Consider the following 26,826-nt stretch of genomic DNA (forward strand, 5'->3'; position numbering starts at 1 on the left):
CGGTTCTCCTAAATCGCGATCTCGGTACGGGGTGCGCTGAGCGCGGGCGGGCCGCCGAGTCGCGCGCCTCGGGGGAACCGCATCTCGACGTGGGTACCCTCGCCTGGCCTGCTGGTGATGGTGACCTCGCCGTGATGCTCGTCCACGATCGCTCGCACGATCCCCATGCCGAGCCCCGTGCCGGGGATGCCGCTGTGCACGGCGTCAGCTGCGCGGAAGTACGGTTCGAACAGGCGCTCCAGGTCTTCCGGCGCGATGCCGGGACCGGTGTCCGAGACGGTCACCTGGGCACGCTCGTCGCGCGAGACACCGAGGCGGATGAAGACGCTTCCGCCACGCGGCGTGTACTTCACGGCGTTGCTGAGCACGTTGTCGATGGCCTGCCGAAGCCGGAAGGCGTCACCCGATGTCATCAATGTCTCGAGCCCGACCACCGAGAGGTTCAGCCCCTTGCCCACCGCCGTAGGCAGGAAGAGCTCGACGGCGGCATCGGCGAGCACTCGCAGATCGACCGGTTCGGGTTCGATGAACGCGGATCGACCGGTGTCGAGGGCCATCTTGGCCAAGTGCTGCATACGCTCACCCGCGTGGGCCATCACCTCGAGCTGGTCGTGCACGCGCGCTGGGAGATCGTCCCGGTCGAGGAGCAGGTCGACGTGGCCGATGAGTGCGGTGAGGGGATTGCGGAGCTCGTGCGAGACGATCGCGACCATCCTCCGCCTCTCTTCGCTCGCCTCGAGCTGATCCGTGATGTCGTCGAGCACGAGCAGCGTGCTCTCGGCACCGTCTCCGAGACGGGCGGTGGGGTGCGTGGTCGCGTTCAGGGCGCGCCACCGGCCGGACGTGTCGTAGAGCCATACCCGCTCGCCGTGCAGCTGCTCGCCTCGCGCGGCGCGGGCGAGCACGGTGCGTCCGCGCCGCAGTGGTTCGCCTCGATGATCGTCGTACTCGACCGCCTGCGCGGGAAGCTGCGCGCCGTACCGGTCCCTGCCGTAGAGGGCCCTGTACGCCTCGTTCATCTTCAGGATGTCGCCCTCGCTCGAGACGACCACGAGCGCGGTGTCGAGCGCATCGATGATGTCTGTCACGCGACGCTGATGACCGGCGGCGCGCTCTGCGGCGCGATTGATCTGGTCGGACTGGCGTCGCAGCAGACGCCGGATGGCTCGGCTCCGCTTCGCTCCGACGCGAATGCTCGTCCCGAGAAAGCTCAGGGCGAGCACCGTGATCATGACTCGCACGGCCGTGTCCGAGGGTGTGCCCTGCTGGGCCGCGACGATGATCAGGCTGACGCAGACGAAGGCCACCGCACCGGCGATGGCGCCTGCGGAATAGTAGGTGGCGAGCCATGCGATCGGGATCACCCAGAGGAAGCCCACGCGCAAGTCCTGCACGGAGGAGGCGAATCCGATGGCGAGGATGTCGACGAAGGGAACGACCATCGCCGCGCGTTTCGGCATACGAGACCACGGCACGAGAAGAACGCCGATGGCTGCGAGCACCGTCAGACCCACTCCGATGAGAAACAGCGGATGGACGAAAGCCGATGGCTTCAGCAGAGCGACGAGAAGAGCGACGCTCACCATGCAGCTCGTGCAGACCAGCTGCCAGCGCAGGATCGACAGACTGCGTCGCATGTGTGGTGTCTCCCCTTGATCAGTCTGTCGATACGTTACCCGTGTCAACGACCGGAAGACGCATCGGGTGCCGCCGCCCGGCGCTCGTCTCCCGCGAGCCGGTATCCGGTTTCGGCGCTGCCCTCGATGTACCGCGATCCGTCTGGTGCGTCTCCGAGTTTTCGTCTCAACTCACCGATGCACCGATCGACGTGACCCTTTTCGGCGTCGCTCACTTCGTACCACTGTTCACGGGGGTCGCCCCGCAGTACGAGGGCGAGATCCGACCTGTTGCGCACGCGCCGCCTCGACTGCAGCAGAGTGGCCAGCAGAGCGAATTCCGGCCCCGTGAGCTCGACCTCCCGCTGCTCGACGAGCACTTCGCGACTGTCGAGGTTCAGTGCGAGTCCGTCGTGCCGCAGCCACCGTTCTCCGCTCGTCGAGGTCGTTCCGCCGAGAACCGCCGATGGGTCGCGAACCGGCTCACGCGAGTCGCGATGAAGCTCCGCTGTCGCAGCCGCGCCAGCCGGTGCGGCGCGTGTTCCAGACGGTCGCAGCGCCGACCTGCGCACCAGCGCAGCGAAGCGGGCGTTCAGCTCACCCGATCCGATCGGCAGCGTGATGTAGTCGTCCGCGCCGGCATCGAAGCCGCGCAGCACGTCGGCTGGATCGATCAGGATCGAGAGGATGACGAGGGGCGCGGTGCTCACTGCTCGGATGCGACGGGTCATCTCGAGTACGTCATCGCTCGGTTCGTCTCCGACGACCACGATCAGATCGGGGGTGCTCTGACGGATGAGGGCGACCGACCCCTCGGTCGGCGGCAGCTGGACGGGCGTGAATCCCAGATCCCGACTGGCCTGAACGAGAAGTCGAGCGAGCTCTGGGGCGCCGCCGACGATCGTTGTATTCGACTCTGAATCAGTCACAGCAGCCAGCTCCCAGCGTCGAGCGGCTCCCGCCGCTGCACGAACCCCCCGGCGTCACCGACGCGATCCGTCGCCCGCACAGGGGCGACCGAATGGTCGTGGCGTCGAGCTGGACTCGGGTTCTGATCCGCTCGCGTCGGCAGTGATGACACTACAGGCTCAGGAGGCACGGAAACCACCGGCGACTGCTGCGATGGCCACTTTCGCGCCGGGTACGGGGCTCGCAGCCCCCGTCGTCACTCCTGCCACCGTCGCACGTGGCGACGGGCCCGCTCAGCTGAGTCGGGCGCGCAGCGGGTAGTCCTGCCCCTCGAGGATGACCTGGGCAGTCGCGCCCGTCTGCTTGTTGGCGACGATGGGCGCGAGCAGGTTCACATGCACTCCCTCGTCGGTGTGGCTCGCGACGACGAGCAGCAGCGCGTCGTCGGGCGCCGTCAGACCGAGGGAATCGACGTGCTCGTCGGTCAGGATCGGCGAGTAGTCCGCAACGACGGTCTGCGGATCGACGACGTAGAGTCGCAGACCATCGTCGGCGATCGCGCCGAGCGAGAAGAGTCCGTCTGCACCGCCGATCGGCTCGAGTCGGAACTTCGTGTGCGGGGCGAGGCCCAGCGGCGGGGTGACGAAATCGAGCAGCGCGGTCATCGCAGGAATTCCAGAAGTGAGGGCTGCAGCACACGGCCGGTGACCGCGAGCGCGGAACGGTAGACGAGCTCCTGCGCCTGCAACTGCACGAGCACCTCGACCGAGTCGACGTCTTCGACCGCCGCTCGTCGTGCCTCGAGTGAGACCGCGTTCTGCACTGTCGCCTCCTTGGCTCGCTCCATCTGCGCCTGCCGGGCTCCGACCGACCCCTGCACACTCAGCATGGCATCGCGTCGCTGATCGATCTCGTTCAGTCGGGGGCCGACGTTCACTCCGCTGCGCAGGTCGGTGACGATCCGACCGATCAGGTTGAACACCGAGTCGTCCCCGCTGCCGAAGACGGCGGCCCCGTCTGTGTCGACGCGAATGGACGCCTCATCCGACACGCGGCGCACGACCTCCGCGTCGGGGAGTCCGCTGAAGTCGCCGTACGAGTCGAAGGCAGCCCGGTCGGAGGTGCCGGCGAAGACCGAGCGCCCCAGCAGCGTGGTGTTCGCCTGCGCGAGCAGCTCATCACGGATGCCCTCGAGCTCGACGGCGATGGCCTCTTTCGCCGTGGCGTCCATCGCGCCGTCGTTCGCCCCCTGCACGGTGAGGTTGCGGGCGCGGGCGAGCAGCGCGGTGCTCGCGCTGATCGCCGAATCGGCGGTGGCGAGCCACGCGATGCCGTCGTCGATGTTGCGAGCGTGCTGATCGGTGCGACGCTGCTCGGCGTGCAGCCGCAGCGTGGTGGCCGCAGCGTTCGGGTCGTCGGAGGGGGCGAGGAAGGCCCGCTGCGAGTTCGCCTGCTCCTGCAGTCGCGACAGCTCCGAGAGGTTCGCCTGCAGCTGGCGCATGGCCGTCTGGGTCATGGATGACGCGGTCACGCGAGAGATCATGGTCGTCCTCCTCCTAGCGGCCCACGAGTCCGGTGCGGTTGATGAGCACGTCGAGCGACTCGTCGACGGCCGTCAGCACGCGGGCAGCCGCCTGGTAGGCGGTCTGGTAGGTGAGCAGGCTGATGGTCTCCTCGTCACCGTCGACGCCGGCGACCGAGCGCTGTGCGCCGATCGCGGCCACCGAGGCGACGTCAGAGAGCTTCGCCCGCTGGATGTCTCCTGCGGTGGCGACCGCGAACCCGGCCACGGCCTTGCCCCAGATCGAGTCTGGCCCGCCGGGTTTGCGGCCGAGCTGCGAGATCGCGTCGGCGTTCCCGGCGTCGAGCGGGCCACCTCCTGGCTTCGCAACGGCGAGACCGGATGCCGTCTGCACCGCGACGGTCAATCCGAGCGCGGCGGGACCGGATGCCGAAAGGGCGAAGAAATCACCGCCGGCCTGTCCCGACGCGGTCGCTCCGAGCTGGTGCTGGGCGTTGACGTCCGTGGCGAGGGCGGTGGCCATCGTGTTGTACGACTGCGCGAGGCCCGCGAGGGTTCCGCCGTCCTTCGCAGGCGCGAGCACACTCAGCATCCCGCCCAGCTCGCCGCCCTGGATCGACGCGACGAACCCGTCGGCTCCGCTCCACGACACCGACAGCGCTCCAGGCTGGTCGATGGTGGTCGGGCCGGTGAGCGCCAGTGATCGGGCATCCCCTCCCGCGACGAGGGCATTGCCGTCGATGCGCACCGTCATCGTGCCGTCTGGCTCGAGCGTGCCCTTGGCGCCGGCCAGCCGCGCGGCGGTCTGCACGAGCACATCACGCTGATCGATGAGCTCATTGACCGAGCGACCTGCGCCGAGCGCATCGCGGATCTCGGTGTTCAGCTGAGCGATCTGCGTCGCCGCTGTGTTGATCTGGGCGACCGCACGTTCTGCGGACTGCCTGCCATCGGTCCACTGCGCGGCCACGGCGCGATAGCCGCCCGCGATCTGGGCCGTCAGTTCGACGGCCGACTGCAGCACGGTCGCTGCGGCCGCACCCTGATCGGGGGTGTTCCCGAGGTCCTGCCACGAGTTCCAGAACTGCGTGAGACGCGCCGCGAGGCCGTGCTCGGTCGGCTCGGCGAGCGCGGTCTCGGCCGTGGTGGCTGCGAGCGCGCGGGCCGACCAGAATCCGGCGGCGGAGGCGGTGTCGCGAACGCGGGCGTCGAGAAGCGCATCGCCGAGGCGAGCGATGCCGTCGACCGAGACGCCATGGCCGGGCAGGGCGCCCATGCTGAACCTGCCCGATTGGGCGACTGCGGCGATCGCCGACGTGCTCACCCGCTGCCGGGTGTACCCCTCGGTCGCCTGGTTGGCGATGTTCTGCCCCACGACGTCCATGCCGCGACGAGCGGCGGCGAGAGCGCTGGCTGCGGTGCCGAGCCCGCTGAAAGTCGACATGTTCCTCACATCTCCGTGTCGATGATGCGCGCGGAGCTCTCTCTCGCGCGCTCGCCGTGGGTGGTGTACTCGCCGGTGTCGTCTCCGAGCCCGGCGATCGTCTCCTGCGTGGCGCGCATGACGGCACGCAGCTGCTCGGAGTTGGCGTCGCTCAACCGTCCGATCTCGTCGGTCAGCTTGGTGAGGGCGCTCAGGTGGTCGGTGAGCACGTCCCCCCATGCCCCCTTCGGCGCGCTGTCGATCAGCTGGCGGATGCCCGCATCCTGCGGCGCTCCCCATTCCTCAGCGAGGTTCTCGGCCTCGACGACGCGGGCGATGCTCGCGGAACGAAGCCCCTCGAGAACCTGCTCGATCTCGCGCGTCGCGAAGTGCATCCAGCGCGAACGGCCGGCGGCGAGCAGCAGCTCCTGCTCCTCCAGCTTGAACAGCAGAAGCTCGAGCAGTTCGCGCTCGCGCCACAGCTGCATCGACAACTCGTTGGCTCCCATTGACTCTCTTCCCCAGTGTGCTTCCCCAGCGGACAACGGGTCGTGCGACCCGTCAGCATCTAGCTATCGACCGCCTCCACATAATTGTTATCCGGATGCTGTGGGTATTTCTCCCCATGCCGCTAGTATTCAGAACGTGGTAGGGGGGGACCGACCATATTCGGGGCTGAGGGGCCTCGGTATTCGTACGGAGAGGCCACTGCCATGACGACTCGTGACGAGCGCAATCGGCTCATCGAGGAGAACCTGCCACTGGTGGGGTACCTGGCCTCTGAGACGCACGCGCGCGCGACGCACGTGCCGCGCGAGGAGCTGGCGTCGGCCGGCGCCCTCGCCCTCGTAACCGCCGCCGACGCGTTCGACGCATCACTGGGTGTGCCGTTCGGAGCCTACGCTCGTCGGCGCATCCTCGGCGCGTTCGCCGACGAGATGCGCTCGATGGACTGGGCGACCCGTGGCATCCGTCGTCGCATCAAAGAGACCACCGCTGTGCAGGAGACGCTGTCGGCGGCGCTCGGCCGCCAGGCGTCTGTCGCCGAGATCGCGACCACGATGGGCGTCTCGCACGACGAGGTGACCGGGGCGCTTGCCGATGCCGGGCGCACGATGACGACGCTCGACGAGGTTTACGAATCCGACCTGGCCTCGATCACCCCACTGCCCGAGGAGTCGGCCGTCGTCTCCGAGCGCCGCGCCGTGCTCGAGCACGCCATCGCGGCGCTGCCCGAGCGGATGCGGTCGATCGTGCACGCCGTGTACATCGACGAGCGCCCGGTGAAGGAGATCGCCGAAGAGCTGGGCGTCTCGCACTCCGCCGTGTCGCAGCAGCGCGCCGAGGCTATCCGTCTGCTTCGGGATGCCCTGGAGCGGTACTACCGCGATGGGCAGGAGGCGCCGACGACATCACGCGTCTCGGCATCGGTTCGCGAGGGATTCTTCGCGCGCATCGCCGAGACCGGTGGGGCACGCATCGCCCGTGCCCTCGCGGCGCCGGAGCCGGTCGCGACCTGACGGCTAACGACCCGCGTTCATCCGCCGATAGGTGTGGGTGGAGCCCACGGACGGGCTCCGTACGAATCCCATCACGGAGGAACACAACATGGGTATGCAGATCAACACCAACGTGTCGGCGCTCAACGCCTACCGCAACCTGTCGTCGACGCAGAACGACCTGTCGAAGTCGCTCGAGAAGCTCTCGAGCGGTCTGCGCATCAACCGCGCTGCCGACGACGCAGCGGGTCTGGCGATCTCCGAGGGCCTGCGCTCGCAGGTCAACGGTCTGAACGTCGCGGCACGCAACGCCCAGGACGGCATCTCGGTCATCCAGACCGCGGAAGGCGCCCTGACCGAGGTCCACTCCATCCTGCAGCGCATGCGCGACCTCGCGGTGCAGGCCGGAAACGACTCCAACAACCCCAAGTCGCGTGACGCGATCACGAAGGAGGCCACGCAGCTCTCCGCCGAGCTGAAGCGTATCGGCGACTCGACCAACTTCAACGGCATCAAGCTGCTCGACGGCAGCGCCAACCTGAGCTTCCAGGTCGGCGCGAACGGCGAGGCCGCGAGCCGCATCGGCGTGAACCTCACCGGCGCGAACGTGACTGGCATCGCCAACTCGCTGACCGTCGGCGCATCGGGCACGAGCTTCGCGGTCGCGACGCCGACCCTCGTCACCGGTGCACAGTCGTTCGCCGTCACGAACACGGACGGCAGCACGAGCACCGTCGGCGTCACGCTCGGCACAGCCGGCACTTACAACACGGTTCAGGACGTCGCGGACGCGCTGAACAGCAGCGACAGTTTCAGCGCCGTCCTGAGCGCCTCGGTTGACTCAACCAACCAGCTCGTCGTCACCTCGCTGAACGGAGGATCCGTTGCGGTAACCGCGCCCGGTACCGGACTCGCTGCTGGTACGCCGGGCTCGGCTGGTGCACTCAACTTCACCACCTCTGGGGGCGCTGCCAACGCGATCACGCTGCTCGACGCACAGATCGAGTCGGTCTCTTCTGCTCGTGCCGACCTCGGTGCGATCCAGAACCGCTTCGAGTCGACGATTAACAGCCTCAAGGTCTCGGCAGAGAACCTTTCGGCTGCTGAGAGCCGCATCCGCGAGACGGACATGGCGTCGGAGATGGTCAAGTTCACGGCGAAGAACATCCTGTCGCAGGCCGGAACCGCCATGCTGGCCCAGGCCAACCAGTCGACCCAGGGCGTGCTGCAGCTGCTGCGCTGATCCTGATCGACCGTCCCCGGGTGAGCGACCCGAACGCTCACCCGGGGTCACCCGCTCCGAAAGGCTGGCATGGCACTCTCGCTCGACGGTCTGGTCTCAGGCCTGAACACGACAGACCTCATCAAGGCCATGATGGACGTGCACTCCATCCCCAAGAACCTGCTGAAGTCGAAGATCGCCGACAAGGGCGTCGTCATCTCGAATCTGCAGTCCCTGAACGCCTCTCTGCAGGATCTCGCCACGAAGGCGAATACCGCGAGCGTTCCCGGCGCCATGACCGCCTTCACCGCCACGTCCTCGGCGAACACCGTGAAAGTCACCGCGGGAGCCGACGCCACCCCGGGCGCCATAGACATCGTCGTGGATCACGCCGCCCAGCGGCACTCGGTCGTCTCCGCGCCTCTCGCCGCCTGGCCGGATGAGCCGCCCGTGATCACTCTGCAGAACTCGAAGGGCGAGCGCGTCGAGGTCACTGCCGCGTCGACGTCGATGCAGGACGTCGCGAAGGCGATCAACCAGGCCGGCTTCGGCGTGAGGGCCACGGCGGTGAGTGCAGGGACGAGCGCCGACGGAACTCCCCTGTACCGCTTGCAGCTGAACGCCGCAGAACTTGGAGCGGGCGGCACCTTCACTGTGTTGCGCGGCGACGTCGCCTCCGTCGAGGCCGGGAACGCCGCAGACATCCTCGCCGATCCCCGCGCCGCGACGGTCTCGACCGGGGCCGACGCGCAGGTGCGGCTCTGGGCAGGCACCGCCGCCGAGCAGATCGTCACCTCCTCGAACGGCACCTTCACCGGGCTCCTCCCCGGCGTCGACGTGACCGTCACTGCCACCTCGACCGATCCCATCACGGTCACCGTCGCGACCGACAGCGCCGCTCAGGCGAAGGCGCACGAGGCGTTCGTCGCGCAGATCGCGAAGATGCTCAGCGGCATCGACAAGGGCTCAACCGCGACCGTTCCCGCTGGCGCGGGCGAGACGACGACCCTCGGTGTGTTCACCGGCGACAGCACCGTGCGCGCGCTGCGGCGCGGGCTGGCGGATGCGGTGCAGTACCCGGTCGACGGCGTCTCTCCCTCGACGATGGGCATCTCGATCGACCGATACGGCGTGCTGTCGTTCGATCAGGAGCGGTTCACCAAGGCTCTCGTCGAGAATCCCGAGCAGGTCGCCGCCACCTTCTCCGGGCTCGCCACCCGCGTGGAGGAGGTCGCGAAGAGCTACTCCGACAAGCACGATGGCCTGCTCACCGCGCGCATCACCGGCCAGCAGAACGAGGTCGATGCCCTCGGCGAGCAGGTCGAGCGCTGGGATGTCCGCCTCGCGCAGCGCAAGACCACACTCGAGCGCACCTACGCGCAGCTCGAGGTGCAGCTGTCGCGCATGCAGTCCCAGTCGTCGTATCTGACCTCGCAGCTCTCGGCGCTGACGCCGAAGCAGAACGGATCGTGAACATGAACGCAGCACTCAAGGCGCAGCAGCGCTACCGCGAGCTCGCCATCCTCTCGGCCGGCCCCGAGCGTCTGCTCACCATGCTGTACGACCGGCTGCTGCTCGACATCGAGCGCGGCGAAGCCGCGCAGCGCGCCGGCGACTGGGCCGAGGCGAACACGCAGCTGCAGCACGCGCAGTCGATCGTCACCGAGCTGACCGCATCGCTCACCGACAGCTGGGAGGGCAGCGCCGGACTGCGCGGCATCTACACCTTCCTCACGCAGACCCTCATCGGCGCGAACATCGGCCGCGATCCCGAGCGCGCCCGCACCTGCGCCGAGCTGGTGGCCCCGTTGCGCGAGGCGTGGCACGCCGCCGCCGAGTCGATGACGCCGGCCGAGTCGACGGTCGCCGCCCGGGCATGAGCGGCACGGAATGGGCCGCGTTCTTCGACCGCCTCGAACGCGAGCTCGATGACGCCGAGCTGATGGCCGAGCCCTGGCACCCGCCAACAACGCCGATGCCGGCGGAGTTCGCCGATCGGGCTCGCGCCCTGCTGCTGCGGCAGCAGGATCGGATCGCCGACATCCGCCGCCAGCAGGACGCCGTCGCCCACCAGCTCGTGACGCTGCGTCGTGTGCCGGATGCCCGTGCCGACGCCTCCGCATATCTCGACGTCGTCGGCTGAGCCGCCTAACGAATCCGTACGATCCGCCGATAGAGCCTGACGAGCAGGGAGCGCTCGCAAGAATCGGCCACGGATAGGCCTCACCTCACCGACGGATGGAAGCCGGTTCGTGTTCGATTCTGTGACCATGTCCGCGCTCTCGAGCGCGCTCGACGGCCTCTCGCTGCGCCAGCGCGCGATCGCCGACAACATCGCCAACATCAACACCCCCGACTATCACGCCAAGCGCGTGCAGTTCGAGGACGCTCTGGCTGACGCCGTCAGGGCGGGCCACGGCCGGGCATCCGCCACCGTCGGCGAATCCCTCGAGCCGACCCGCCTCAACGGCAACAACGTCAACCTCGACACCGAGACGCTCTCGAGCATCGACACGATGCTGCGCTACCAGTTCGCCACGCAGGCGATCAACGGCTCGTTCTCGTCCCTGCGCGCAGCGATGAGGACGTCATGACCTTCGACGCGATCGGCATCGCCGGCACCGGACTGACCGCGCACCGCAAGTGGCTCGATGCGCTCAGCGACAACATCGCCAACATCAACACAGCCGTCACCCCTGCCGCCCCCGCGTTCCAGGAGCGCTACATCGCGGTCGAGAACAGCGCATCCTCCCCCGGCGTGTACGTGGCAGGAACCGAGCTCGGCAGCGCCGAGGGGCGCCTCGTGCACCAGCCCGATCACCCGCTCGCCGATGCCGACGGGTACGTCCGCTACCCCGACATCGACCTCGGCGACCAGATGAGTCAGCTGATCATGGCGCAGCGCGGCTACCAGGCCAGCGCCGGCACGATCGACCGCGTCCGCAACGCGTACGAGGCAGCGCTGCAGATCGGGCGCAGCTGATGGATCCGATCTCAAGCATCGACGCGCTCTCGTCTGCGCTGCCAACGTCTCTGACCACCGCTCCGACCCGCAGCACGGGCGACTCGTCGTTCGCCACCAGCATCACCGGCGCCATCGACGAGCTGCGTGGACTGCAGTCGGAATCAGACGCTCTCAAAGTCGCCGCCGTGACGGGTGACCTCGACGACATCCACTCGGCAATGATCGCGTCGACCCGCGCAGCCGTCACGCTCGAGCTCGTCGCCGCCGTGCGCAACAAGGGCGTCGACGCGTTCAACGAGATCATGCGGATGCAGGCCTGATGCCCACCGCGGTCACCAGCATGTTCCAGCGAGCGCGGAAGGCGATCGCCGGCTTCACGATGGCGCAGCGCACCATCGCGATCATCGGCCTCGCCGTGCTCGCGCTGGGCATCGCGGCGCTGCTCAGCTGGGCGTCGCGCCCGACCATGACGCCGCTGTTCACGGGACTGAGCGCCTCGGATGCGAACGCGGTCGTCGAGCAGCTGCGCTCGGCATCCGTCTCGTACGAGCTGACCGACGGCGGCGCGACGGTGCTGGTGCCCGAAGCCGCGGTGTACGACCAGCGACTGGCCGCCGCGGCATCCGGACTTCCGAGCGACAGCTCGGACGGCTACTCACTGCTCGACGACCTCGGCGTGACCACCTCGGAGTTCCAGCAGTCGGTGGCGTACAAGCGCGCCATCGAGGGCGAGCTCGCCGCGACCATCTCGTCGCTCAAGGGCATCTCGGCCGCGTCGGTGCGCCTCGCGATTCCCGAGGAGAGCGTGTTCGTCTCCGAGACCGTCGACCCGACGGCGTCGGTGTTCATCGAGACCGGACGCTCGGCGCTGAGCGCGACCCAGATCGAGGCGATCGTGCACCTCACCTCCGCTGCCGTGAGCGGACTCAAGCCCGAGAACGTCGCGGTCGTCGACCAGAACGGCCGTACTTTGTCGTCGGTGGGCGTGGGCGCCACCGGCGGGGTCGACCGTCAGGCGGGAGACTACGAAGCCCGCGTCGCCGCGAGCGTGCAGGAGCTGCTCGACAGAGTGGTCGGGCCCGGCAACGCGACCGTGACCGTCGTCGCGGAGATCGACCGGTCGGTCAACGAGCGGCTCGAAGAGACCTACACCCCCATCGAGGGCGGCGCATCGTCGTCGGAGCACACACGCACCGAGACGGGCAGCGGCGGCCAGGGCGGCGCCGGAGTGCTGGGACCCGACAACATCGCGGTGCCCTCGAACGGTGACGGCAGCTACGAGGTCACCGAGGAGACTCGCAACAACTTCGTCAACAAGGCCACGCAGACGACCAGCACGCCGGCGGGTTCCATCACCCGGCAGTCCGTGTCGGTCGCCGTCGACGCGGGAGTCGGGGAGGAGATCGGCTCGGGCCAGCTCAGCGACCTCGTCGCGGCCGCCGCCGGCATCGACCGCACCCGCGGCGATCAGCTGACCGTCGAGATGGTGCCGTTCAGCCAGCAGGATGCCAAGGCCGCCCAGGCGGCCCTCGACGCCGCGAAGAAGGCGGCCGAAGACGAGCAGCGCATGGCCCTGCTCGGCACCGCGCTGACGGTCGTCGCCATCGCGGCACCGCTGCTGGCGGTGGTCATCTTCCTGATCGTGCGCGCACGCCGCAAGGCGCGCGAACCCGACGAGTTCGACGCGATGTTCGGAGAACGCGCTCCGTCTGTGGCCGCCTACGCCGGTGCCGCGCCCCTCGAGTCGCCGCTGACCGTTCCGCTGCCGCTGACCGCCCCCGATCCGGCGCCATTGCCGGCAACCGAGGTCCTGCCCGAGCTCGAGATCGAGGCGGAACCCGCTCAGGTCAGCCTCGAGCGCCGTCGCGGTGAGATCGAGACGCTCAGCCGTCGAGACCCCGAGCGCACTGCCGAGCTGCTGCGCACCCTGCTCTCGGATCGGGCGGGCGTATGAAGACTCTCAGCGGACGGCAGAAGGCCGCCGTCGTTCTGATGAACATCGACCGTGTCGCAGCGATCGAGGTGATGAAGCACCTGTCCGAAGCCGAAGCCGAAGCCATCACGGCAGAGATCATCGGTCTGCAGAGCCTGGATGCGACGACCACGGCGCAGGCGCTCGGCGACTTCCAGCGGATCGCCGCCGGGCACCTGCCTCCCGGTCGCGGAGGCCGCGACATCGCGGCGAGCCTGCTCGAGGCGTCATTCGGCTCCGAGCGCGCGGCCGCGCTGCTGGGCCGGGTCGGCTCGACGAACTCCGCATTCGACTTCCTCACCGCGGCCGACCCCGCCCAGGTCGCCGGTCTGCTCGACGGCGAGCTTCCGCAGACGGTCGCGCTGGTGCTGGCGCATCTTCCGACCGATCGGGCGGCGGCGGTGCTCGCGGCTCTGCCCGAATCGGCTCGCACCGACGTCGCGCACGCGATCGCGACCATGGGCACGGCGACCCAGGATGCCATCGCGATCGTCGCCGAGTCGCTCAAGGCACGCACCGGGCTGCTCGCGACGCGGGACGCTCCCGAGCGCCTGGGCGGCGTCGAGCCGCTGGTCGAGATCATCAACCGGTCGGATGCGGCGATCGAGAAGGCACTGCTCGAAAGCATCGAGAACCGCGACCGCTCACTGGCCGACGACATCCGCTCGCGCATGTTCACCTTCGCCGACATCGTGCGCCTCGACGACCGGGATGCTCAGCGCGTGCTGCGCGGCGTCGACATCCGCACGCTGGCGCTCGCCCTGAAGGGCGCCAACGAGGGCATCGCGGAGGTGATCCGCCGCAACGTCTCGGAGCGCAACCGCGAGAACCTCGACTTCGAGAGCCGCAGCCTCGGTCCGGTGCGCATCTCTCAGGTCGAAGAGGCGCGTGCCGAGATCGTGCACATGCTGCGCGGTATGGAGGCGGCCGGTGAGATCTCGGTGCAGCGCGCCGACGAGGACGAATATGTCTACTGACGCCTTCGCCCCCGTGGTCTTCCCCCGTCTGCGTGACGCCAACGCCGACGCCGACGCCGAGCGGCGTCGGTCTCGGCAGCGCGGCTATGCCGACGGGCACGCCGAGGGATTCCGGGTGGCCGCTGCCGAGGCGGCGACGGCCGCTGCGGTGGCCCGTGCAGAGCGGGAGCAGGCGGATGCCGAGGCTGCTCGCGCCCTGGCATCCGCCCTGAACGCACTCGAATCCGCAGCCGCTGCGGTGTCGGCGCGTGCCGACGCCCTCGCTCAGGCGGACGAGAGAAGGATCTCGGCGCTTGCTGTAGAGCTCGCCGAGGCCATCGTCGGCGAGGCGCTGGCCGATCGTGACTTCGCGGCGTTGAGCGCACTGCGCCGAGCCCTGTCCGCGAGCGAGGGCGAGCGGCCGGTCGAGGTGCGGCTCAGTGCCGCCGACGAGCATCTGCTCCGCGGGCACGACGCGATTCCGTCCGGACTCTCGATCGCTGTCGACAGCGCGCTCACCACCGGCGACGCGCTGGTCGTGCTCGACGACGGCATCGTCGACGCCCGGATCGACGCGGCGCTGGCGCGCGCGCGGCGCACCCTCGACGAGGTGTCGCCGTGAGCGCCTGGGCGTCAGTGCTCGACGCCGCCCGTCCCGAGAGGATCGGCACGGTCTCCCGGGTGCGCGGCCTCGGAGTGGAGGTACGCGGCATCGACGGCGCTGTAGGCGATCTGGTCGAGCTCGGAGACGGTGTGGATGCCGAGGTCGTCGCGACCGGACCGGACGGGCTGAGCTGCATGCCGCTCGCCTCGACATCGGGACTGACCCGCGGCATGCCCGTGCGCAGCAAGGGCGGGCGCCTGCGCGTGCCGATCGGATCGGGCCTGCTGGGCCGGGTGCTCGACGGTCTGGGACGCCCGATCGACGGCAAGGGCCCACTGGGTGCGCCGATGGTCGACCTCGATCATGCCGCGCCGTCGATTCTCGGGCGCGACCGGATCACGACCCAGCTTCCGCTCGGGGTGCGCGTGCTCGACACGCTGATCGCCGTGGGGCGCGGCCAGCGCGTGGGCCTGTTCGCCGGGTCGGGTGTGGGCAAGTCATCCCTGCTGTCGATGGTCGCTCGCGGCACCGAAGCGGATGCCACGGTGATCGCGCTCGTCGGCGAGCGCGGACGCGAGGTGAGAGAGTTCCTCGAAGACGACCTCGGACCTGAGGGACTGGCACGCTCGGTCGTCGTCGTGTCGACGTCCGATCAGCCGGCGATGACGCGCATCCGTGCGGCCTACACGGCGACGCGCATCGCCGAGGGGTTCCGCGACCAGGGCGCGCACGCGATCCTCATGATGGACTCACTGACGCGTGTCGCGATGGCTCAGCGCGAGATCGGTCTGTCTGCCGGCGAGCCGCCGGCGACGCGCGGTTACCCGCCGTCGACCTTCTCGATCCTCGCCGGGCTGCTCGAACGGGCGGGCACAGACCGGGGCGGCTCGGTCACCGGCATCTACACCGTTCTCGTCGACGGCGACGACCACAACGAGCCGATCGCCGACGCCGTGCGCTCGATCCTCGACGGGCACGTCGTGCTCGATCGTGCCCTCGCGCTGTCGGGGCACCACCCCGCGATCGACGTCCTGGCATCGGTCTCACGAGTCGCGGGCAAGATCACCTCGGCCGAGCAGCGCGCCGCGACGACGACGCTGCGGGCCGTGCTCGCGGCACGCCGGTCGGCGAACGACCTGATCGACATCGGCGCCTACCAGCCGGGGGCCAACCCGAAGGTCGACGCGGCGATCGCCCACGAACGCACCATCTCAGACTTCCTGACGCAGCAGCTCGACGAGATCACGACACCGGGCGAGGCCTGGCAGCGACTGGAGCGACTCGTCGCAGATCTCGGAGGTGTCTGATGACCCGCTCGTTCTCGCTCGCCGGGCTGTTGCGCGTGCGCTCGATTCAAGAGCGCGCGGCCGCGCAGGAGCTGTCGCGCGCCGTGATCGAAGAGAACCAGACCCGTACGCGCGAGCGTCACCTGCGCGCCGCGCTGGCAGCGACCGACTCGGATGCCGTCGACGTGCGCTCTCTGGCCGCGATGGCTGCCGCTCGCGTGGCCGGTCGCAGCATGCTCGCCGACCTCGAATCACTCGCGCAGGTGCAGCAGCAGGCCGTGTCGGATGCCCAGTCGTCCCACAGCGAGGTGCGCCGCGAGGTGCGCGGTCTCGATCGACTGGCCGCCGCTCACCTGGCCCGGATGCAGGCCGACGCGCTGCGCGCCGAACAGCACGAACTCGACGAGATCGCCCTGCGTCGCGGAGCCGAGGGGGACGCATGAGCCTGCCGATCGCTGTCCCGCCCTCCTCCGCCCGAGGCATCGCCTCCCTGCCGCGCGCCACCGGCGGGTCGGCAGAGGGCTTCGCCGCAGCCATCCGGGAGGCGGAGGCACCGGGCGATCTCGGCACGCGGGGGTCGACGTCGCAGCGATCGGTCACACAGCGCAGTGATTCGAGCACCACTCCAGCAGACGACCAAGCCGGCGCTTCGCAGCTCGCGATCGCGGCACTGCTCGGTTCGAGCGGTACCGGCGCTGCAAGTGTGCCGGGGGACATCGAGCCCGAGACGTCACCGGATCAGCCGCCGACCGTCGGCGCAACGACTGTCGACGGTGCAGAGGCTCTCGAGGGCAACCCGGCGAGCGCGACATCAGCGGTCCCGACTCAGGCGGCCGTCGATGCCGTCACCGCGGCTGCGGGCAGTGACCGGCAGCCGCGGGCGGACAGCGCACCCGGAACGACCGGCCCTGCACCTGTGGCCGGCCCTGCAGCTCAGGTTGCGCCCGACGCACAAGGCGAGGCGAACGCGGACGCCGCGGCCTCCCCGCGCGGGCAGGGTCAGATGCCGATAGCGGCTCAGACATCGGCCGCGGGCGTGGGAACCCCGGCACATACGTCCGCTGGCCAGAGCTCGGCCGGTGAGGAGCGCGCGGGGCAGGCGAGAGCCGAGGCCCTGATGGCTTCGCAGGCTCAGGCATCGACGTCGGCAGCGAGCGACCCCGCGGCCTCGCCGTCGGGCGCACACGCCCTCTCCTCGGCTCAGCTCGCGGACCCTCAGCGCGCCGCGCGCGCCGGTCAGAGCGGCGCCGGACTGCACGGCGCAACCGGCGCCCAGAGCGCCGCAAGCGCAGCGATCTCGTCCGCCGCGACCGTGGCATCCGCTCCTCTGGCCGCCACGTCGGCAGCCGAAGCGCCCTCGGCCGCCGGCTCCGCCCGCCCCGCGCTGCTGCCGCAGCTCACCGGACCGGTGATCGCCCTCGCCCGGTCGCCGCAGGGACAGCACAGCATCACCCTGACCGTCTCTCCCGAGAATCTCGGACCGGTCACTGTCCGCGCGCACATCGTCGGCAGCAGCATCCGCCTCGAACTGCACTCCCCCTCGGACGCCGGCCGCGATGCCCTGCGAGTGATCCTCGCCGACCTGCGCCGCGACCTCTCGGTCGCCGCCCCTGGGGCATCCGTCGACGTGTCCTCGCGCGACAGCGCCTCTGGGTCGTCGCCCGACGCCCAGGCGCGCCCCGACTCCGGGCGCTCCGGGGCCGAGTCGCGCGGCGACGCCCAGGCGCGCGGCGATCAGCAGCGCCCGGCTGCCGGTTCTGCCGACACGCGCAACGCACCGGCTGCGGCATCCGTCGGCGAGACGCGCCCGCTCGCCGCCACCGACCCCTCGTCAGCGCATTCGCGCATCGACGTGTACGCCTGACAGATAAGGAGCACGATGCCCTCCGTCGAACCCGTCGCGACCGCCAGCGGTGTGCACACCGGCAGCACCACACCCCCTGCCACACAGAAGAAGACGCTCGATTCCGAGGTGTTCCTGAAGCTGCTGGTCACCCAGCTGTCGAACCAGGACCCGAGTTCGCCGATGAACACCAACGAGATGATCGCGCAGACCACACAGCTCGCCTCGATGGAGCAGCTCACTCAGCTCACGACGATGACGTCCGAGAGCTTCGCGCTGAGCATGCGCCATACGGCGGCAGCGCTCATCGGCCGCGAAGCGCAGTACGTCGACGCCGACGGCGTCTCGCACACCGGCGTCGTCACCTCGGTGTCGTTCGCCGGCCCCGTCCCCCTCGTCACGATCGGCGACGAGAACGTCCCGCTCGACACCCTCTCCGGCCTGACTCTCACCTCCTCCTGAAAGGCTCACCATGCTCCGTTCGCTCTTCTCCGGGATCTCCGGTCTGCGCACTCACCAGACCATGCTCGACGTCACGGGCAACAACATCGCCAACGTCAACACGGTCGGGTTCAAGTCGTCCGCCGTGCAGTTCCAGGACTCGCTCTCGCAGCTCGTGCAGAACTCGATGGGTCCGCGGCCCGACGCCGGCGGATCGAACCCGGCCCAGGTCGGTCTCGGCGTGCAGCTCGCCGGCATCCGCACCAACTTCTCCTCCGGCGCACCGCAGCCGACCGGCGTGCCGACCGATCTGATGATCGCCGGTGACGGATTCTTCATGGTGCGCTCCGGCGGCGAGACGCTCTACACCCGCAATGGAGGGTTCTCGTTCGACGCCGCAGGCCGGCTCACCAGCGCGGACGGCGCCCTCGTGCAGGGCTGGACCGCGCAGGACGGCGTGATCACCGGCGGCCAGGCGCTCGGCAGCATCACCCTGCCGGTGGGCGCGGTGGTGCCCGCCGTCGGCACGACCCGCGCCGGCGCAACAGGAAACCTCCCCGCAGAGACCGCCGAGGACGCTCAGCTCGTCCGCGACATCCAGGTCTACGACGAGGGCGGCAACGCGACCACGCTGCGTCTCACCTTCACTCGCACCGCGGGCGGCTGGGACGTCGAGTCGGGCGGGAACACCATCTCTCTGACCCTCACCGACGGCCAGCTGACCGGCCCGAAGGAGATCACCTCCGGCGGCGTGACCGTCGACCTGTCGAAGCTCACGGGCTTCAGCAACGTCAGCACCGTCGCCGTCACCGAGCAGAACGGTCGGCCCGCAGGCACGCTGTCGTCGTACGCGCTCACCGAAGACGGCAGCCTCATGGGCACGTTCAGCAATGGCGAATCACGGGTGCTCGCACGCGTCGCTCTTGCCGGCTTCACCAACCCGGGCGGCCTCGAGAAGACCGGATCGTCGCAGTTCCGCCCGACCGCGAACTCGGGTCAGGCGACCGTGGGGCAGGCCGGTCAGGACGGCATGGGCGGCATCATCAGCGGCGCGCTGGAGATGTCGAACGTCGACCTGTCGCAGGAGTTCACCAACCTCATCGTGGCGCAGCGCGGCTTCCAGGCGAACGCTCGCATCATCACCACCAGCGACGAGGTGCTGCAGGAGCTCACCAACCTGAAGCGCTGACCCTCGCTGGTGCCGGCATCCGGCATCCGGCCGTCCAGCTCGTGGGCATCCGCCGGTCCAGCTCACTGGTCCCGTATGGCCGTCTCGCTCCGCGCGAGGCGGCCATTCGGCACCTGCGGGCATGCCGCGCGCAACCGCGCGCCGCCGACTCAGCCGGCGTCTCATCCTTTCGGCTGACATGCACTTCACCATTGCTCGCGATGTGCGCCGCGCGCCGCGCTGGTGGAGTGGATGTCATGCCAGATTCTGCGGTTCGCCCCTCCTTCTCCGACCGGCTGACCTCGCGCCGAGGCGCGTGGGTCTCGCTCGGTCTCGTCCTGCTCGTGATGGTGCTGCTGTTCGGCGCGTTCGGCTCGGCCAAGGCCCCCGAGGGCAATGCCTCAGCGCCTGCCGACTCCGAGTCGGCGCGCACGAGCGCCCTGCTCGACGAGTTCCCGAACGCCGATCGGCAGTCGGTGCTCGTGGTCACCACACGCGACGACGGCGCGGCACTCACCGACGCCGACCTCGCCGGTCTGACGGAGCTGCTGCCCGTGCTCGATGAGCGGACGGATGCCGATGCCACCGGCCCTCTGGTGAGCGAAGACGGTAAGGCCGCTCTGCTCGTCGCCCCGATCACCGTCGGCGAGACGAACACCGCCACCGCCGAGGTGGTCGGCGACATCCGCGCGGATCTGGCGGACAACCCGATCGACGGGCTCAGCTCGCGGGTCACCGGCGGACCGGCGTTCGGCGCCGACGTGGCATCCGCCTTCGAGGGCGCGGACTTCACACTGCTGCTCGTGACGATCCTCATCGTCGCCGTGCTGCTGATCATCACCTACCGCTCCCCGGTGCTCTGGCTGATCCCGCTCGTCGTGGTCGCACTCGCCGACGGCCTCGCCGGGCGCATGACCGCGGCCGCGGGAGCTGCCTGGAACCTGCAGTTCGATGCCGGGATCATCAGCGTGCTGGTCTTCGGAGCCGGCACGAATTACGCCCTGCTGCTCATCTCGCGCTACCGCGAGGAGCTGCTCGAGAACGAGAACCACCGGCGCGCGCTGAGCATCGCGTGGCGCCGGACGGCACCCGCCATCCTCGCGTCGAACGTCACCGTGGTGCTCGCGCTGCTCACCCTCGTGCTCGCCGTCATCCCCGGCACGCACGGCCTGGGCGTCTCGAGCGCGATCGGCCTGCTGATCGCCCTGACCGCCGTGCTGTTCCTGCTGCCGCCGCTGCTGGCGGTGTGCGGCCGCGGCGTCTTCTGGCCGTTCGTGCCGCGCCCCGGCCAGGCCCGCACCCAGGGTCGCGCCTGGCGCGCACTGGCCAGCCGGGTCGTGCACCGGCCCGCCCTGAGCCTGATCGGCGGCGTGGCACTGCTGGCCGTCATGGCCACCGGCCTCATCGGCACCTCTGTCGGACTCGACCAGATCGAGAAGTTCCGCGTGCAGTCCGAGTCGGCCACCGGCCTCGAGGTGCTCTCGCAGCACTTCCCCGCCGGTGAGGCGCAACCGATCCTCATCGTCGCCGACAGCGACCACGCCGACGACGTGCTCACCGCGATCGACGACGTCGAGGGCGTGGTGCGGGCGCATCCGGCCGGCGAGACGACCGACGGCTCGCTGACAAAGCTCATGGTCACGAGCGAATACGCCCCGAGCACCACCGACAGCCTCGATCAGATCGCCGAGCTGCGCGACGCCGTGCACGATGTGCCCGGCGCGGATGCCCTGGTCGGCGGCGCCGTCGCGACGGATCTCGACGCCCGTACCGGCAACCAGCAGGACCTGCTGCTGATCGCCCCGCTTGTGCTCGCCGTCAGCTTCATCGTGCTGCTTGTGCTGCTGAGATCGGTCGTCGCGCCGGTGCTGCTGCTTCTGGTCAACCTCGCCAGCGCGGTCGCCGCGATCGGCGCAGGCTCGTGGCTCAGTCGGGTGCTGCTCGGCCAGCATGCTCTCGACCTGCAGGTGCCGCTGCTGGCCTTCCTGTTCCTCGTCGCGCTGGGCATCGACTACACGATCTTCCTCGTGCACCGCGCCCAGGGCGAGGCGGCGAAGCACGGCACGCGCACCGGCATCGTCGAGGCGGTCACCCACACCGGCGGTGTGATCACCAGCGCGGGCATCGTGCTGGCAGCCGTCTTCGCCGCGCTGGGAGTGCTGCCCCTGGTCACGCTCGGCCAGCTCGGGCTGATCGTCGGAGTCGGAGTGATCGTCGACACGCTGGTCGTTCGCACCGTGATCGTTCCCGCGATCTTCGCCCTCGTCGGTGATCGCATCTGGTGGCCGAGCCGCCCGAGCTCTTCGCCCGAGAGCGGTTCGGAGGAAGAATCGACCCATGAGCCTCGTGAGCATGCCGCTGTCACCCGGTGACGAGCCCGGCGACGATGGCCGGATGCCCGGTCGCGGCCGCCGCGAGCGCGGGCACGGGGGCCGGATGGGCCCGGTGTCCGCCGCCCCCACGGTGCGCGCGATGGAGATCGGCCAGCACGTCATCGCCGCCGGGCTCGCCGCGATCGGCGTGATCCGGGCGATCGCTGCGGGCACACCCATCGCCGCGGCCGTGATCGCGGGCGTGGCGATCCTCGCCTGGCACACCGCCGGAGCCCTGCTGCCGCTGCGCGCACGCGCGCACAGCGCGGCCGTGTGGTGGCTCGTGGGCTTCGCCGCCGTGTGGATCGCCGCGGTCGCCGTGTCGTCCGAGTTCGTCTGGGTGGCCTTCCTGCTCTGGCTGCTGGCCGGTCACCTGCTGCCGCTGCGATGGGGGCTGGTGTTCTCGGGCGTGGTGTTCGGGGTTGTGGCCGTCGGGCCGATCCTGCATCACGGCACCACCAGCTACGCCAACATCTTCGGGCCGCTCATCGGCGGCATCTTCGCCTACGGCATCTCGCGCGGCTACCTGCAGCTGCTGCGCGACGCGGCCGAGCGCGAGCGTCTGCTCGACTCGCTCACCCGAACGCAGCACGAGATGGCCGACCTGCAGGACGAGCTCGCCCTCGCGCAGCGCGAGGCCGGTGCGATCGCCGAGCGCACGCGCATCTCGCGCGACATCCACGACACGGTCGCGCAAGGGCTCTCATCGATCCGGCTGCTCGCACACGCCGGAGCAGCACGCAGCACCGACGCAGAAGCGGCGCGCACCCTCTCGCAGTTGGAGGACCTCGCGGGCGCCAGTCTCGGCGATGTGCGTCGCATCGTCGCCGCGCTCGCGCCCGCCGAGCTGGAGGGCAACGGGCTCGCCGAAGCACTGGAGCGGATGCTGGAGCGCACCGAGCAGGAGGCGGGGCAGCAGTCGCCGCTGCGCACCGAGCTGCACGTCGACGAGTCACTGCCCACGCTGCCGACGCCCGTCGAGGTCGCTCTGCTGCGCACCGCGCAGTCGGCACTGGCCAACGTGCGCCTGCACGCCAGAGCATCCCGTGTCGTCGTCAGTCTGATCGACGACGACGGATCGGTGCGGCTCGACATCATCGACGACGGTGTGGGGTTCGATCTGCCCGGCTGGGAGCGCGACGTCGAGTCGGGCTCGTCGAGCTACGGGCTGCGCTTCATCCGCGCCCGGCTGCGCGAGCTCGGCGGCGGCCTCGACATCGAGAGCGCGCCCGGCGAGGGCACGGCCATCTCAGTGTCGGTGCCCATCCTCCCCGAGCAGTCGTCACTGGCACCCGCTCAGACCGCAGCACCCGCATCCGAGCGCCCGGCGCCCGCGCACTCCACAGCGCCCGCATCCGCCGAGTCGTCATCCGAGACGAAGGAGATCCCGTGACCACCACCGTCCTGCTCGTCGACGACCACCCTGTCGTGCGCAGCGGCCTGCGCAGTGTGCTCGACACCGACACCGTCCGCGTGGTCGGCGAGGCGGCGACGGGCGAAGAGGCCATCGCCCTGGCCGGTCATCTGCGCCCCGACGTCGTGCTGTGCGATCTGCGCCTGGGAGCGGGCATCGACGGCATCCGCACCACGACGGCGCTGCGCCGCCTCGACCCCGCACCCGCCGTGCTGATCCTCACGACCTTCGATCGCGACGCCGAGATCCTCGGCGCGATCGAGGCGGGCGCCGCCGGCTATCTGCTCAAGGATGTCGCGCCCGAGGTGATCATCGACGGCATCCGTCGTGCGCATGCGGGCGAGACGATCCTCTCCCCCGAGCTCGCGGCCCGGGTGCTGCAGGGCATGCGCAACCCACTGCCCAAGCTCACCGACCGCGAGGTCGAGGTGCTGCGACTGCTGGCCACCGGCGCCGGCAACCGCGAGATCGCCAAGGCGCTCTTCGTGACCGAGGCGACCGTGAAGAGCCACATCGCCCACATCTTCACCAAGCTCGACGTCGACAGCCGCTCCCGCGCCATCCACGTCGCCCAGCAGGTGGGTCTGCTGTGACCCGCCCGAACCGTGAAGAGGAATCCGCCATGAGCAGACCGCACGACACAGACGCAGCCGCGGCCGAGCTCGCCGCGGCTGCGCCTGCCGCGCCCACTCGGCGGGAGTGGATCGCCCTGGCGGTGCTGTCGGTCGGGCTCGGGCTCATCGTGCTCGACGGCACGATCGTCGGCGTGGCGCTGCCCGCCATCATCCGCGACCTGGATCTCGACCTCACCGACGCCCAGTGGGTCAACAGCCTGTACGCGGTGGTGCTTGCCGCGCTGCTGCTGTCGACGGGCAGCCTGGCCGACCGCTGGGGTCGCAAGCGCCTCTTTCTGGCAGGACTCGTCGTCTTCATGGGCGGAAGCCTGCTGGCTGCCGTCTCCGCGAGTGCGGGCGCCCTCATCGGCGCCCGCGCCGTGCAGGCGGTCGGCGCCGCGCTCATCATGCCCTCGACGCTGTCGACGGTGAACGCCGTGTTCCGCGGACGGTACCGGGCGGCCGCGTTCGGAGTCTGGGGTGCCGTCATCTCGGGCGCGGCCGCCGTCGGCCCGCTCGCCGGCGGGGCGCTGACGCAGTGGGCGTCGTGGCACTGGATCTTCCTCGTCAACCTGCCCGTCGGGCTGCTGCTGCTCGTCGCCGCAGCCATCGTCGTGCCCGAGACGCGCGGGCGCAAGACGCGCCCCGGTGTCGATGTCGACGGCGCGCTGCTCAGCGCGATCGGATTCGGCGCCCTCGTCTTCGCGGTCGTCGAGGGGCCCGACCTCGGATGGTGGACGCCGAAGAGCGAACTGACCCTGTTCGGCTGGACGTGGTCGCAGGATGCCCCGATCTCGGCCGTCCCGGTGGCACTGGCGATCGCGATCATCGCTCTCGTGCTGTTCGTCGTGTGGGAGCGACACCGCGAGAAGGTGCAGCGCGAGGCGCTGCTGGATCTCGGGCTGTTCACGTTCTCGACGTTCTCGTGGGGCAACCTGACCGCCGCGATGGTCGCCATCGGCGAATTCGCGATCATCTTCGTGCTCCCGCTGTTCCTCATCAACGCGCTGGGCCTGGATGTGATGGGCGCCGGCCTCGTGCTCGCCGCCATGGCGATCGGCGCGTTCTTCTCGGGCGCCTCGGCACGTCACCTCGCCGCACGCTTCGGCGCGCCGGGCACGGTGCTGCTCGGCCTCGGATTGGAGATCGTCGGCACGCTGGCACTGGCGCTGCTGCTGCGCGCCGACAGCGCCGGCTGGCTCGTCGCGATGCCGCTCGTCGTCTACGGACTCGGCCTCGGGCTCGCGTCGGCGCAGCTGACCGGCACGGTGCTGCAAGACATCCCGGTGGCCGTCTCGGGGCAGGGCTCGGCCACCCAGAGCACGGTTCGCCAGGTGGGCTCGGCTTTGGGGACCGCGATGGCCGGCACCGCGCTGTCGGTGTTGCTCGCCGTCTCGCTGCCCGCCGCGCTCGAGAACGCGGGGATCACCGGCTCGGCGGCTGATCTACTCGCCGAATCCACACGCCTGTCGGCGGGCACGACGATCGCCCAGCTGCGAGCGCAGGGCGCAGGCTCCGCGTACGGAGAGCAGACGCCCACCGTGATCGACGCGCTGACCGGCGGGTTCGCCGACGCCACGCGAGGTGCACTGCTCGTGGCCACGGTGTTCCTCGTGCTCGGCTTCGTGGGAGCGCTGCGCCTGAAGCGGGCGGCGGAGCGCTCGTAGCCCCCGCAGGCGCCGCGTACATGCGTCGCCCGGTCCCGAATGGTCGGGGTCCCTGCATCCGAGGCGACCATATGCGCTCAGCGGGCGGGGTGATTGCGAGCAGGATGCCGACGCGCAGACCATGCGCTGCTAACGCGAGGCGCGGGGATGCCGACAGTCCCCGAGGACGGACCAGGATGGGCCGTCCTCGCACCGGCCTCGCGCCGGGGCCGATCTTCCAGGATGGAGCTCATGATCGTCGTCACGCGTCTGAACCGCAGCAGGTTCGCGGTCAACCCCGACCTGATCGAGAGGGTGCAGGAATCTCCTGACACCACGATCGTCATGGTCGACGGCGCGCGTTTCGTCGTCCGCGAGACCATGGAAGAGCTCATCGGGCAGATCACCGCGTTCCGTGCGAAAGTTCTGGCGCAGGCATCCCGACTCTCCGCCGCCACCAGGGCCGAGGACCTCTGATGGACATCGGACTCATCCTCGGTCTCGCCCTCGCGTTCGGCTCGCTGCTGGCGATGATCAGCATGGAGGGGGCTTCGGTCTCGGCGCTGCTGCTGCCCGCGCCGATGATGCTCGTCTTCGGCGGCACCATCGCGGTCGGCATCGCGAGCGGCACCCTCCGCGACTTCCTGCACGCGGTGAAGGCGCTGCCGCGGGCGTTCCGCGGCGAGCGCCGTACCGCGCAGAGCGTGATCAGCACCGTCGTCGGCCACGCCGAGAAGGCGCGCACCGAGGGACTCCTCTCGCTCGAGCAGGGCGTCGCCGACGAGAAGGATCCGTTCCTGCGGCAGGCGCTGCAGAGCATCGCCGACGGCATCGACGCCGAGGATCTGCGCATCCTGCTCGAAGACGAGATCGCGTCCGCCGCCGCGCGCAACCGCACCGCCTCGCGATTCTTCATGACCCTCGGCGGCTTCGCGCCGACTGTCGGCATCATCGGCACGGTCGTCTCGCTCACCCACACGCTCGAGAAGCTCGACCAGCCCGAGACGCTCGGCCCCATGATCGCCGCCGCCTTCGTCGCCACGCTGTGGGGCCTGCTCTCGGCGAACTTCATCTGGCTCCCCATCGGCGGCCGCCTGCAGCGGCTCGGCGAGCTGGAGCTGGAGCGCATGACGGTGCTCATGGAGGGAATGCTGGCCGTGCAGGCCGGCGCCGCTCCGGCGCACGTCGCGGAGCGTCTCGGTGCGCTCGTGTCGGACGCGAAGCCCGGCAAGGACGGCAAGAGCAAGGGCAAGGCCGAGAAGAAGGGCCGAGAAGAGAGCGACGCCACGCCATCGCTCTCCGAGGTCGGGCTGTGAGCGTCCGGCGCCGGCGGCGGGTCGAGCCCGAGGGGCAT

At 69.8% G+C, this 26,826-nt stretch carries 28 protein-coding genes; 22 read left to right on the plus strand and 6 right to left on the minus strand.

Annotation, left to right across the window (positions count from 1 at the left end; all coding sequences use genetic code 11):
* Positions 1–8: 8 nt before the first annotated feature.
* The 6 genes from PGB26_RS00760 to flgN form a co-directional block, all read right to left on the minus strand.
* Positions 9–1,637: a sensor histidine kinase gene (locus tag PGB26_RS00760; protein ID WP_271638407.1), complete on the minus strand. Its 1,629-nt coding sequence runs from the start codon at positions 1,635–1,637 to the stop codon at positions 9–11.
* A gap of 44 nt (positions 1,638–1,681) precedes the next feature.
* Positions 1,682–2,545 (minus strand): response regulator transcription factor, encoded by an 864-nt coding sequence (locus tag PGB26_RS00765; protein ID WP_271638408.1) that lies wholly within the window; start codon positions 2,543–2,545, stop codon positions 1,682–1,684.
* A gap of 273 nt (positions 2,546–2,818) precedes the next feature.
* Positions 2,819–3,190, minus strand: a complete 372-nt coding sequence (locus PGB26_RS00770; RefSeq protein ID WP_271638409.1) for a flagellar assembly protein FliW — start codon at positions 3,188–3,190, stop codon at positions 2,819–2,821.
* Positions 3,187–4,068, minus strand: a complete 882-nt coding sequence (locus PGB26_RS00775; protein WP_271638410.1) for a flagellin N-terminal helical domain-containing protein — start codon at positions 4,066–4,068, stop codon at positions 3,187–3,189. Before PGB26_RS00775 ends, PGB26_RS00770 begins: the two co-directional genes overlap by 4 nt.
* A 13-nt stretch (positions 4,069–4,081) precedes the next feature.
* Complete coding sequence (gene flgK, locus PGB26_RS00780; protein ID WP_271638411.1) at positions 4,082–5,491, minus strand: flagellar hook-associated protein FlgK; 1,410 nt, start codon at positions 5,489–5,491, stop codon at positions 4,082–4,084.
* A gap of 5 nt (positions 5,492–5,496) precedes the next feature.
* On the minus strand, positions 5,497–5,979 hold the full coding sequence (gene flgN / locus PGB26_RS00785) for a flagellar export chaperone FlgN (RefSeq protein WP_271638412.1): 483 nt from the start codon (positions 5,977–5,979) through the stop codon (positions 5,497–5,499).
* Between the two features lie 204 nt (positions 5,980–6,183).
* On the opposite strand from flgN, the gene PGB26_RS00790 reads away from it, so the two are divergent.
* The 22 genes from PGB26_RS00790 (at position 6,184) to PGB26_RS00895 (ending at position 26,788) form a co-directional block, all read left to right on the plus strand.
* Positions 6,184–6,990 (plus strand): sigma-70 family RNA polymerase sigma factor, encoded by an 807-nt coding sequence (locus tag PGB26_RS00790; protein ID WP_271638413.1) that lies wholly within the window; start codon positions 6,184–6,186, stop codon positions 6,988–6,990.
* 88 nt (positions 6,991–7,078) lie between these two features.
* Positions 7,079–8,212 (plus strand): flagellin N-terminal helical domain-containing protein, encoded by a 1,134-nt coding sequence (locus PGB26_RS00795; protein ID WP_271638414.1) that lies wholly within the window; start codon positions 7,079–7,081, stop codon positions 8,210–8,212.
* A 69-nt stretch (positions 8,213–8,281) separates the two neighbouring features.
* Entirely contained in the window at positions 8,282–9,664 is a 1,383-nt protein-coding gene (gene fliD, locus PGB26_RS00800; protein WP_271638415.1) for a flagellar filament capping protein FliD, read from the plus strand.
* 2 nt (positions 9,665–9,666) lie between these two features.
* Positions 9,667–10,071 (plus strand): flagellar export chaperone FliS, encoded by a 405-nt coding sequence (fliS, locus tag PGB26_RS00805; RefSeq protein WP_271638416.1) that lies wholly within the window; start codon positions 9,667–9,669, stop codon positions 10,069–10,071.
* Positions 10,068–10,334: a hypothetical protein gene (locus tag PGB26_RS00810; RefSeq protein ID WP_271638417.1), complete on the plus strand. Its 267-nt coding sequence runs from the start codon at positions 10,068–10,070 to the stop codon at positions 10,332–10,334. The genes fliS and PGB26_RS00810 overlap by 4 nt, the downstream gene beginning before the upstream one ends.
* 109 nt (positions 10,335–10,443) lie before the next feature.
* The gene (locus PGB26_RS00815; protein ID WP_071644521.1) at positions 10,444–10,785 is read left to right on the plus strand and encodes a flagellar basal body rod protein FlgB; all 342 of its coding nucleotides are present in this window, start codon (positions 10,444–10,446) and stop codon (positions 10,783–10,785) included.
* Positions 10,782–11,174 carry a flagellar basal body rod protein FlgC gene (locus PGB26_RS00820; protein WP_271638418.1) on the plus strand — a complete coding sequence of 131 codons (393 nt, stop codon included), beginning with the start codon at positions 10,782–10,784 and terminating at the stop codon, positions 11,172–11,174. Before PGB26_RS00815 ends, PGB26_RS00820 begins: the two co-directional genes overlap by 4 nt.
* On the plus strand, positions 11,174–11,476 hold the full coding sequence (gene fliE / locus PGB26_RS00825) for a flagellar hook-basal body complex protein FliE (protein WP_271638419.1): 303 nt from the start codon (positions 11,174–11,176) through the stop codon (positions 11,474–11,476). Before PGB26_RS00820 ends, fliE begins: the two co-directional genes overlap by 1 nt.
* Positions 11,476–13,110 (plus strand): flagellar basal-body MS-ring/collar protein FliF, encoded by a 1,635-nt coding sequence (gene fliF / locus PGB26_RS00830; RefSeq protein WP_271638420.1) that lies wholly within the window; start codon positions 11,476–11,478, stop codon positions 13,108–13,110. The genes fliE and fliF overlap by 1 nt, the downstream gene beginning before the upstream one ends.
* A complete protein-coding gene (gene fliG / locus PGB26_RS00835) occupies positions 13,107–14,105 on the plus strand; it encodes a flagellar motor switch protein FliG (RefSeq protein WP_271638421.1) in 999 nt (332 codons plus the stop codon). The genes fliF and fliG overlap by 4 nt, the downstream gene beginning before the upstream one ends.
* Positions 14,095–14,706, plus strand: a complete 612-nt coding sequence (locus tag PGB26_RS00840) for a FliH/SctL family protein (RefSeq protein ID WP_271638422.1) — start codon at positions 14,095–14,097, stop codon at positions 14,704–14,706. Before fliG ends, PGB26_RS00840 begins: the two co-directional genes overlap by 11 nt.
* Positions 14,703–15,995 carry a FliI/YscN family ATPase gene (locus tag PGB26_RS00845; protein ID WP_071644515.1) on the plus strand — a complete coding sequence of 431 codons (1,293 nt, stop codon included), beginning with the start codon at positions 14,703–14,705 and terminating at the stop codon, positions 15,993–15,995. The genes PGB26_RS00840 and PGB26_RS00845 overlap by 4 nt, the downstream gene beginning before the upstream one ends.
* Entirely contained in the window at positions 15,995–16,417 is a 423-nt protein-coding gene (locus PGB26_RS00850) for a hypothetical protein (RefSeq protein WP_071644514.1), read from the plus strand. Before PGB26_RS00845 ends, PGB26_RS00850 begins: the two co-directional genes overlap by 1 nt.
* A complete protein-coding gene (locus PGB26_RS00855) occupies positions 16,414–17,838 on the plus strand; it encodes a flagellar hook-length control protein FliK (protein WP_271638423.1) in 1,425 nt (474 codons plus the stop codon). The genes PGB26_RS00850 and PGB26_RS00855 overlap by 4 nt, the downstream gene beginning before the upstream one ends.
* A gap of 15 nt (positions 17,839–17,853) precedes the next feature.
* On the plus strand, positions 17,854–18,279 hold the full coding sequence (locus PGB26_RS00860; protein ID WP_271638424.1) for a flagellar hook assembly protein FlgD: 426 nt from the start codon (positions 17,854–17,856) through the stop codon (positions 18,277–18,279).
* A gap of 10 nt (positions 18,280–18,289) precedes the next feature.
* Positions 18,290–19,447 carry a flagellar hook protein FlgE gene (locus PGB26_RS00865; protein WP_271638425.1) on the plus strand — a complete coding sequence of 386 codons (1,158 nt, stop codon included), beginning with the start codon at positions 18,290–18,292 and terminating at the stop codon, positions 19,445–19,447.
* 236 nt (positions 19,448–19,683) lie between these two features.
* Entirely contained in the window at positions 19,684–21,798 is a 2,115-nt protein-coding gene (locus tag PGB26_RS00870; protein WP_271638426.1) for an MMPL family transporter, read from the plus strand.
* On the plus strand, positions 21,764–23,191 hold the full coding sequence (locus PGB26_RS00875; protein WP_271638427.1) for a sensor histidine kinase: 1,428 nt from the start codon (positions 21,764–21,766) through the stop codon (positions 23,189–23,191). The genes PGB26_RS00870 and PGB26_RS00875 overlap by 35 nt, the downstream gene beginning before the upstream one ends.
* The gene (locus PGB26_RS00880) at positions 23,188–23,805 is read left to right on the plus strand and encodes a response regulator (RefSeq protein ID WP_271638428.1); all 618 of its coding nucleotides are present in this window, start codon (positions 23,188–23,190) and stop codon (positions 23,803–23,805) included. Before PGB26_RS00875 ends, PGB26_RS00880 begins: the two co-directional genes overlap by 4 nt.
* Positions 23,806–23,834: 29 nt before the next feature.
* Positions 23,835–25,493 (plus strand): MFS transporter, encoded by a 1,659-nt coding sequence (locus tag PGB26_RS00885; protein ID WP_271638429.1) that lies wholly within the window; start codon positions 23,835–23,837, stop codon positions 25,491–25,493.
* A 231-nt stretch (positions 25,494–25,724) separates the two neighbouring features.
* Positions 25,725–25,949: a flagellar FlbD family protein gene (locus PGB26_RS00890; protein WP_271638430.1), complete on the plus strand. Its 225-nt coding sequence runs from the start codon at positions 25,725–25,727 to the stop codon at positions 25,947–25,949.
* Complete coding sequence (locus PGB26_RS00895) at positions 25,949–26,788, plus strand: motility protein A (RefSeq protein WP_271638431.1); 840 nt, start codon at positions 25,949–25,951, stop codon at positions 26,786–26,788. The genes PGB26_RS00890 and PGB26_RS00895 overlap by 1 nt, the downstream gene beginning before the upstream one ends.
* Positions 26,789–26,826 lie beyond the last annotated feature (38 nt).

This window comes from Microbacterium sp. nov. GSS16, assembly GCF_028198145.1.
Taxonomy (GTDB): domain Bacteria; phylum Actinomycetota; class Actinomycetes; order Actinomycetales; family Microbacteriaceae; genus Microbacterium.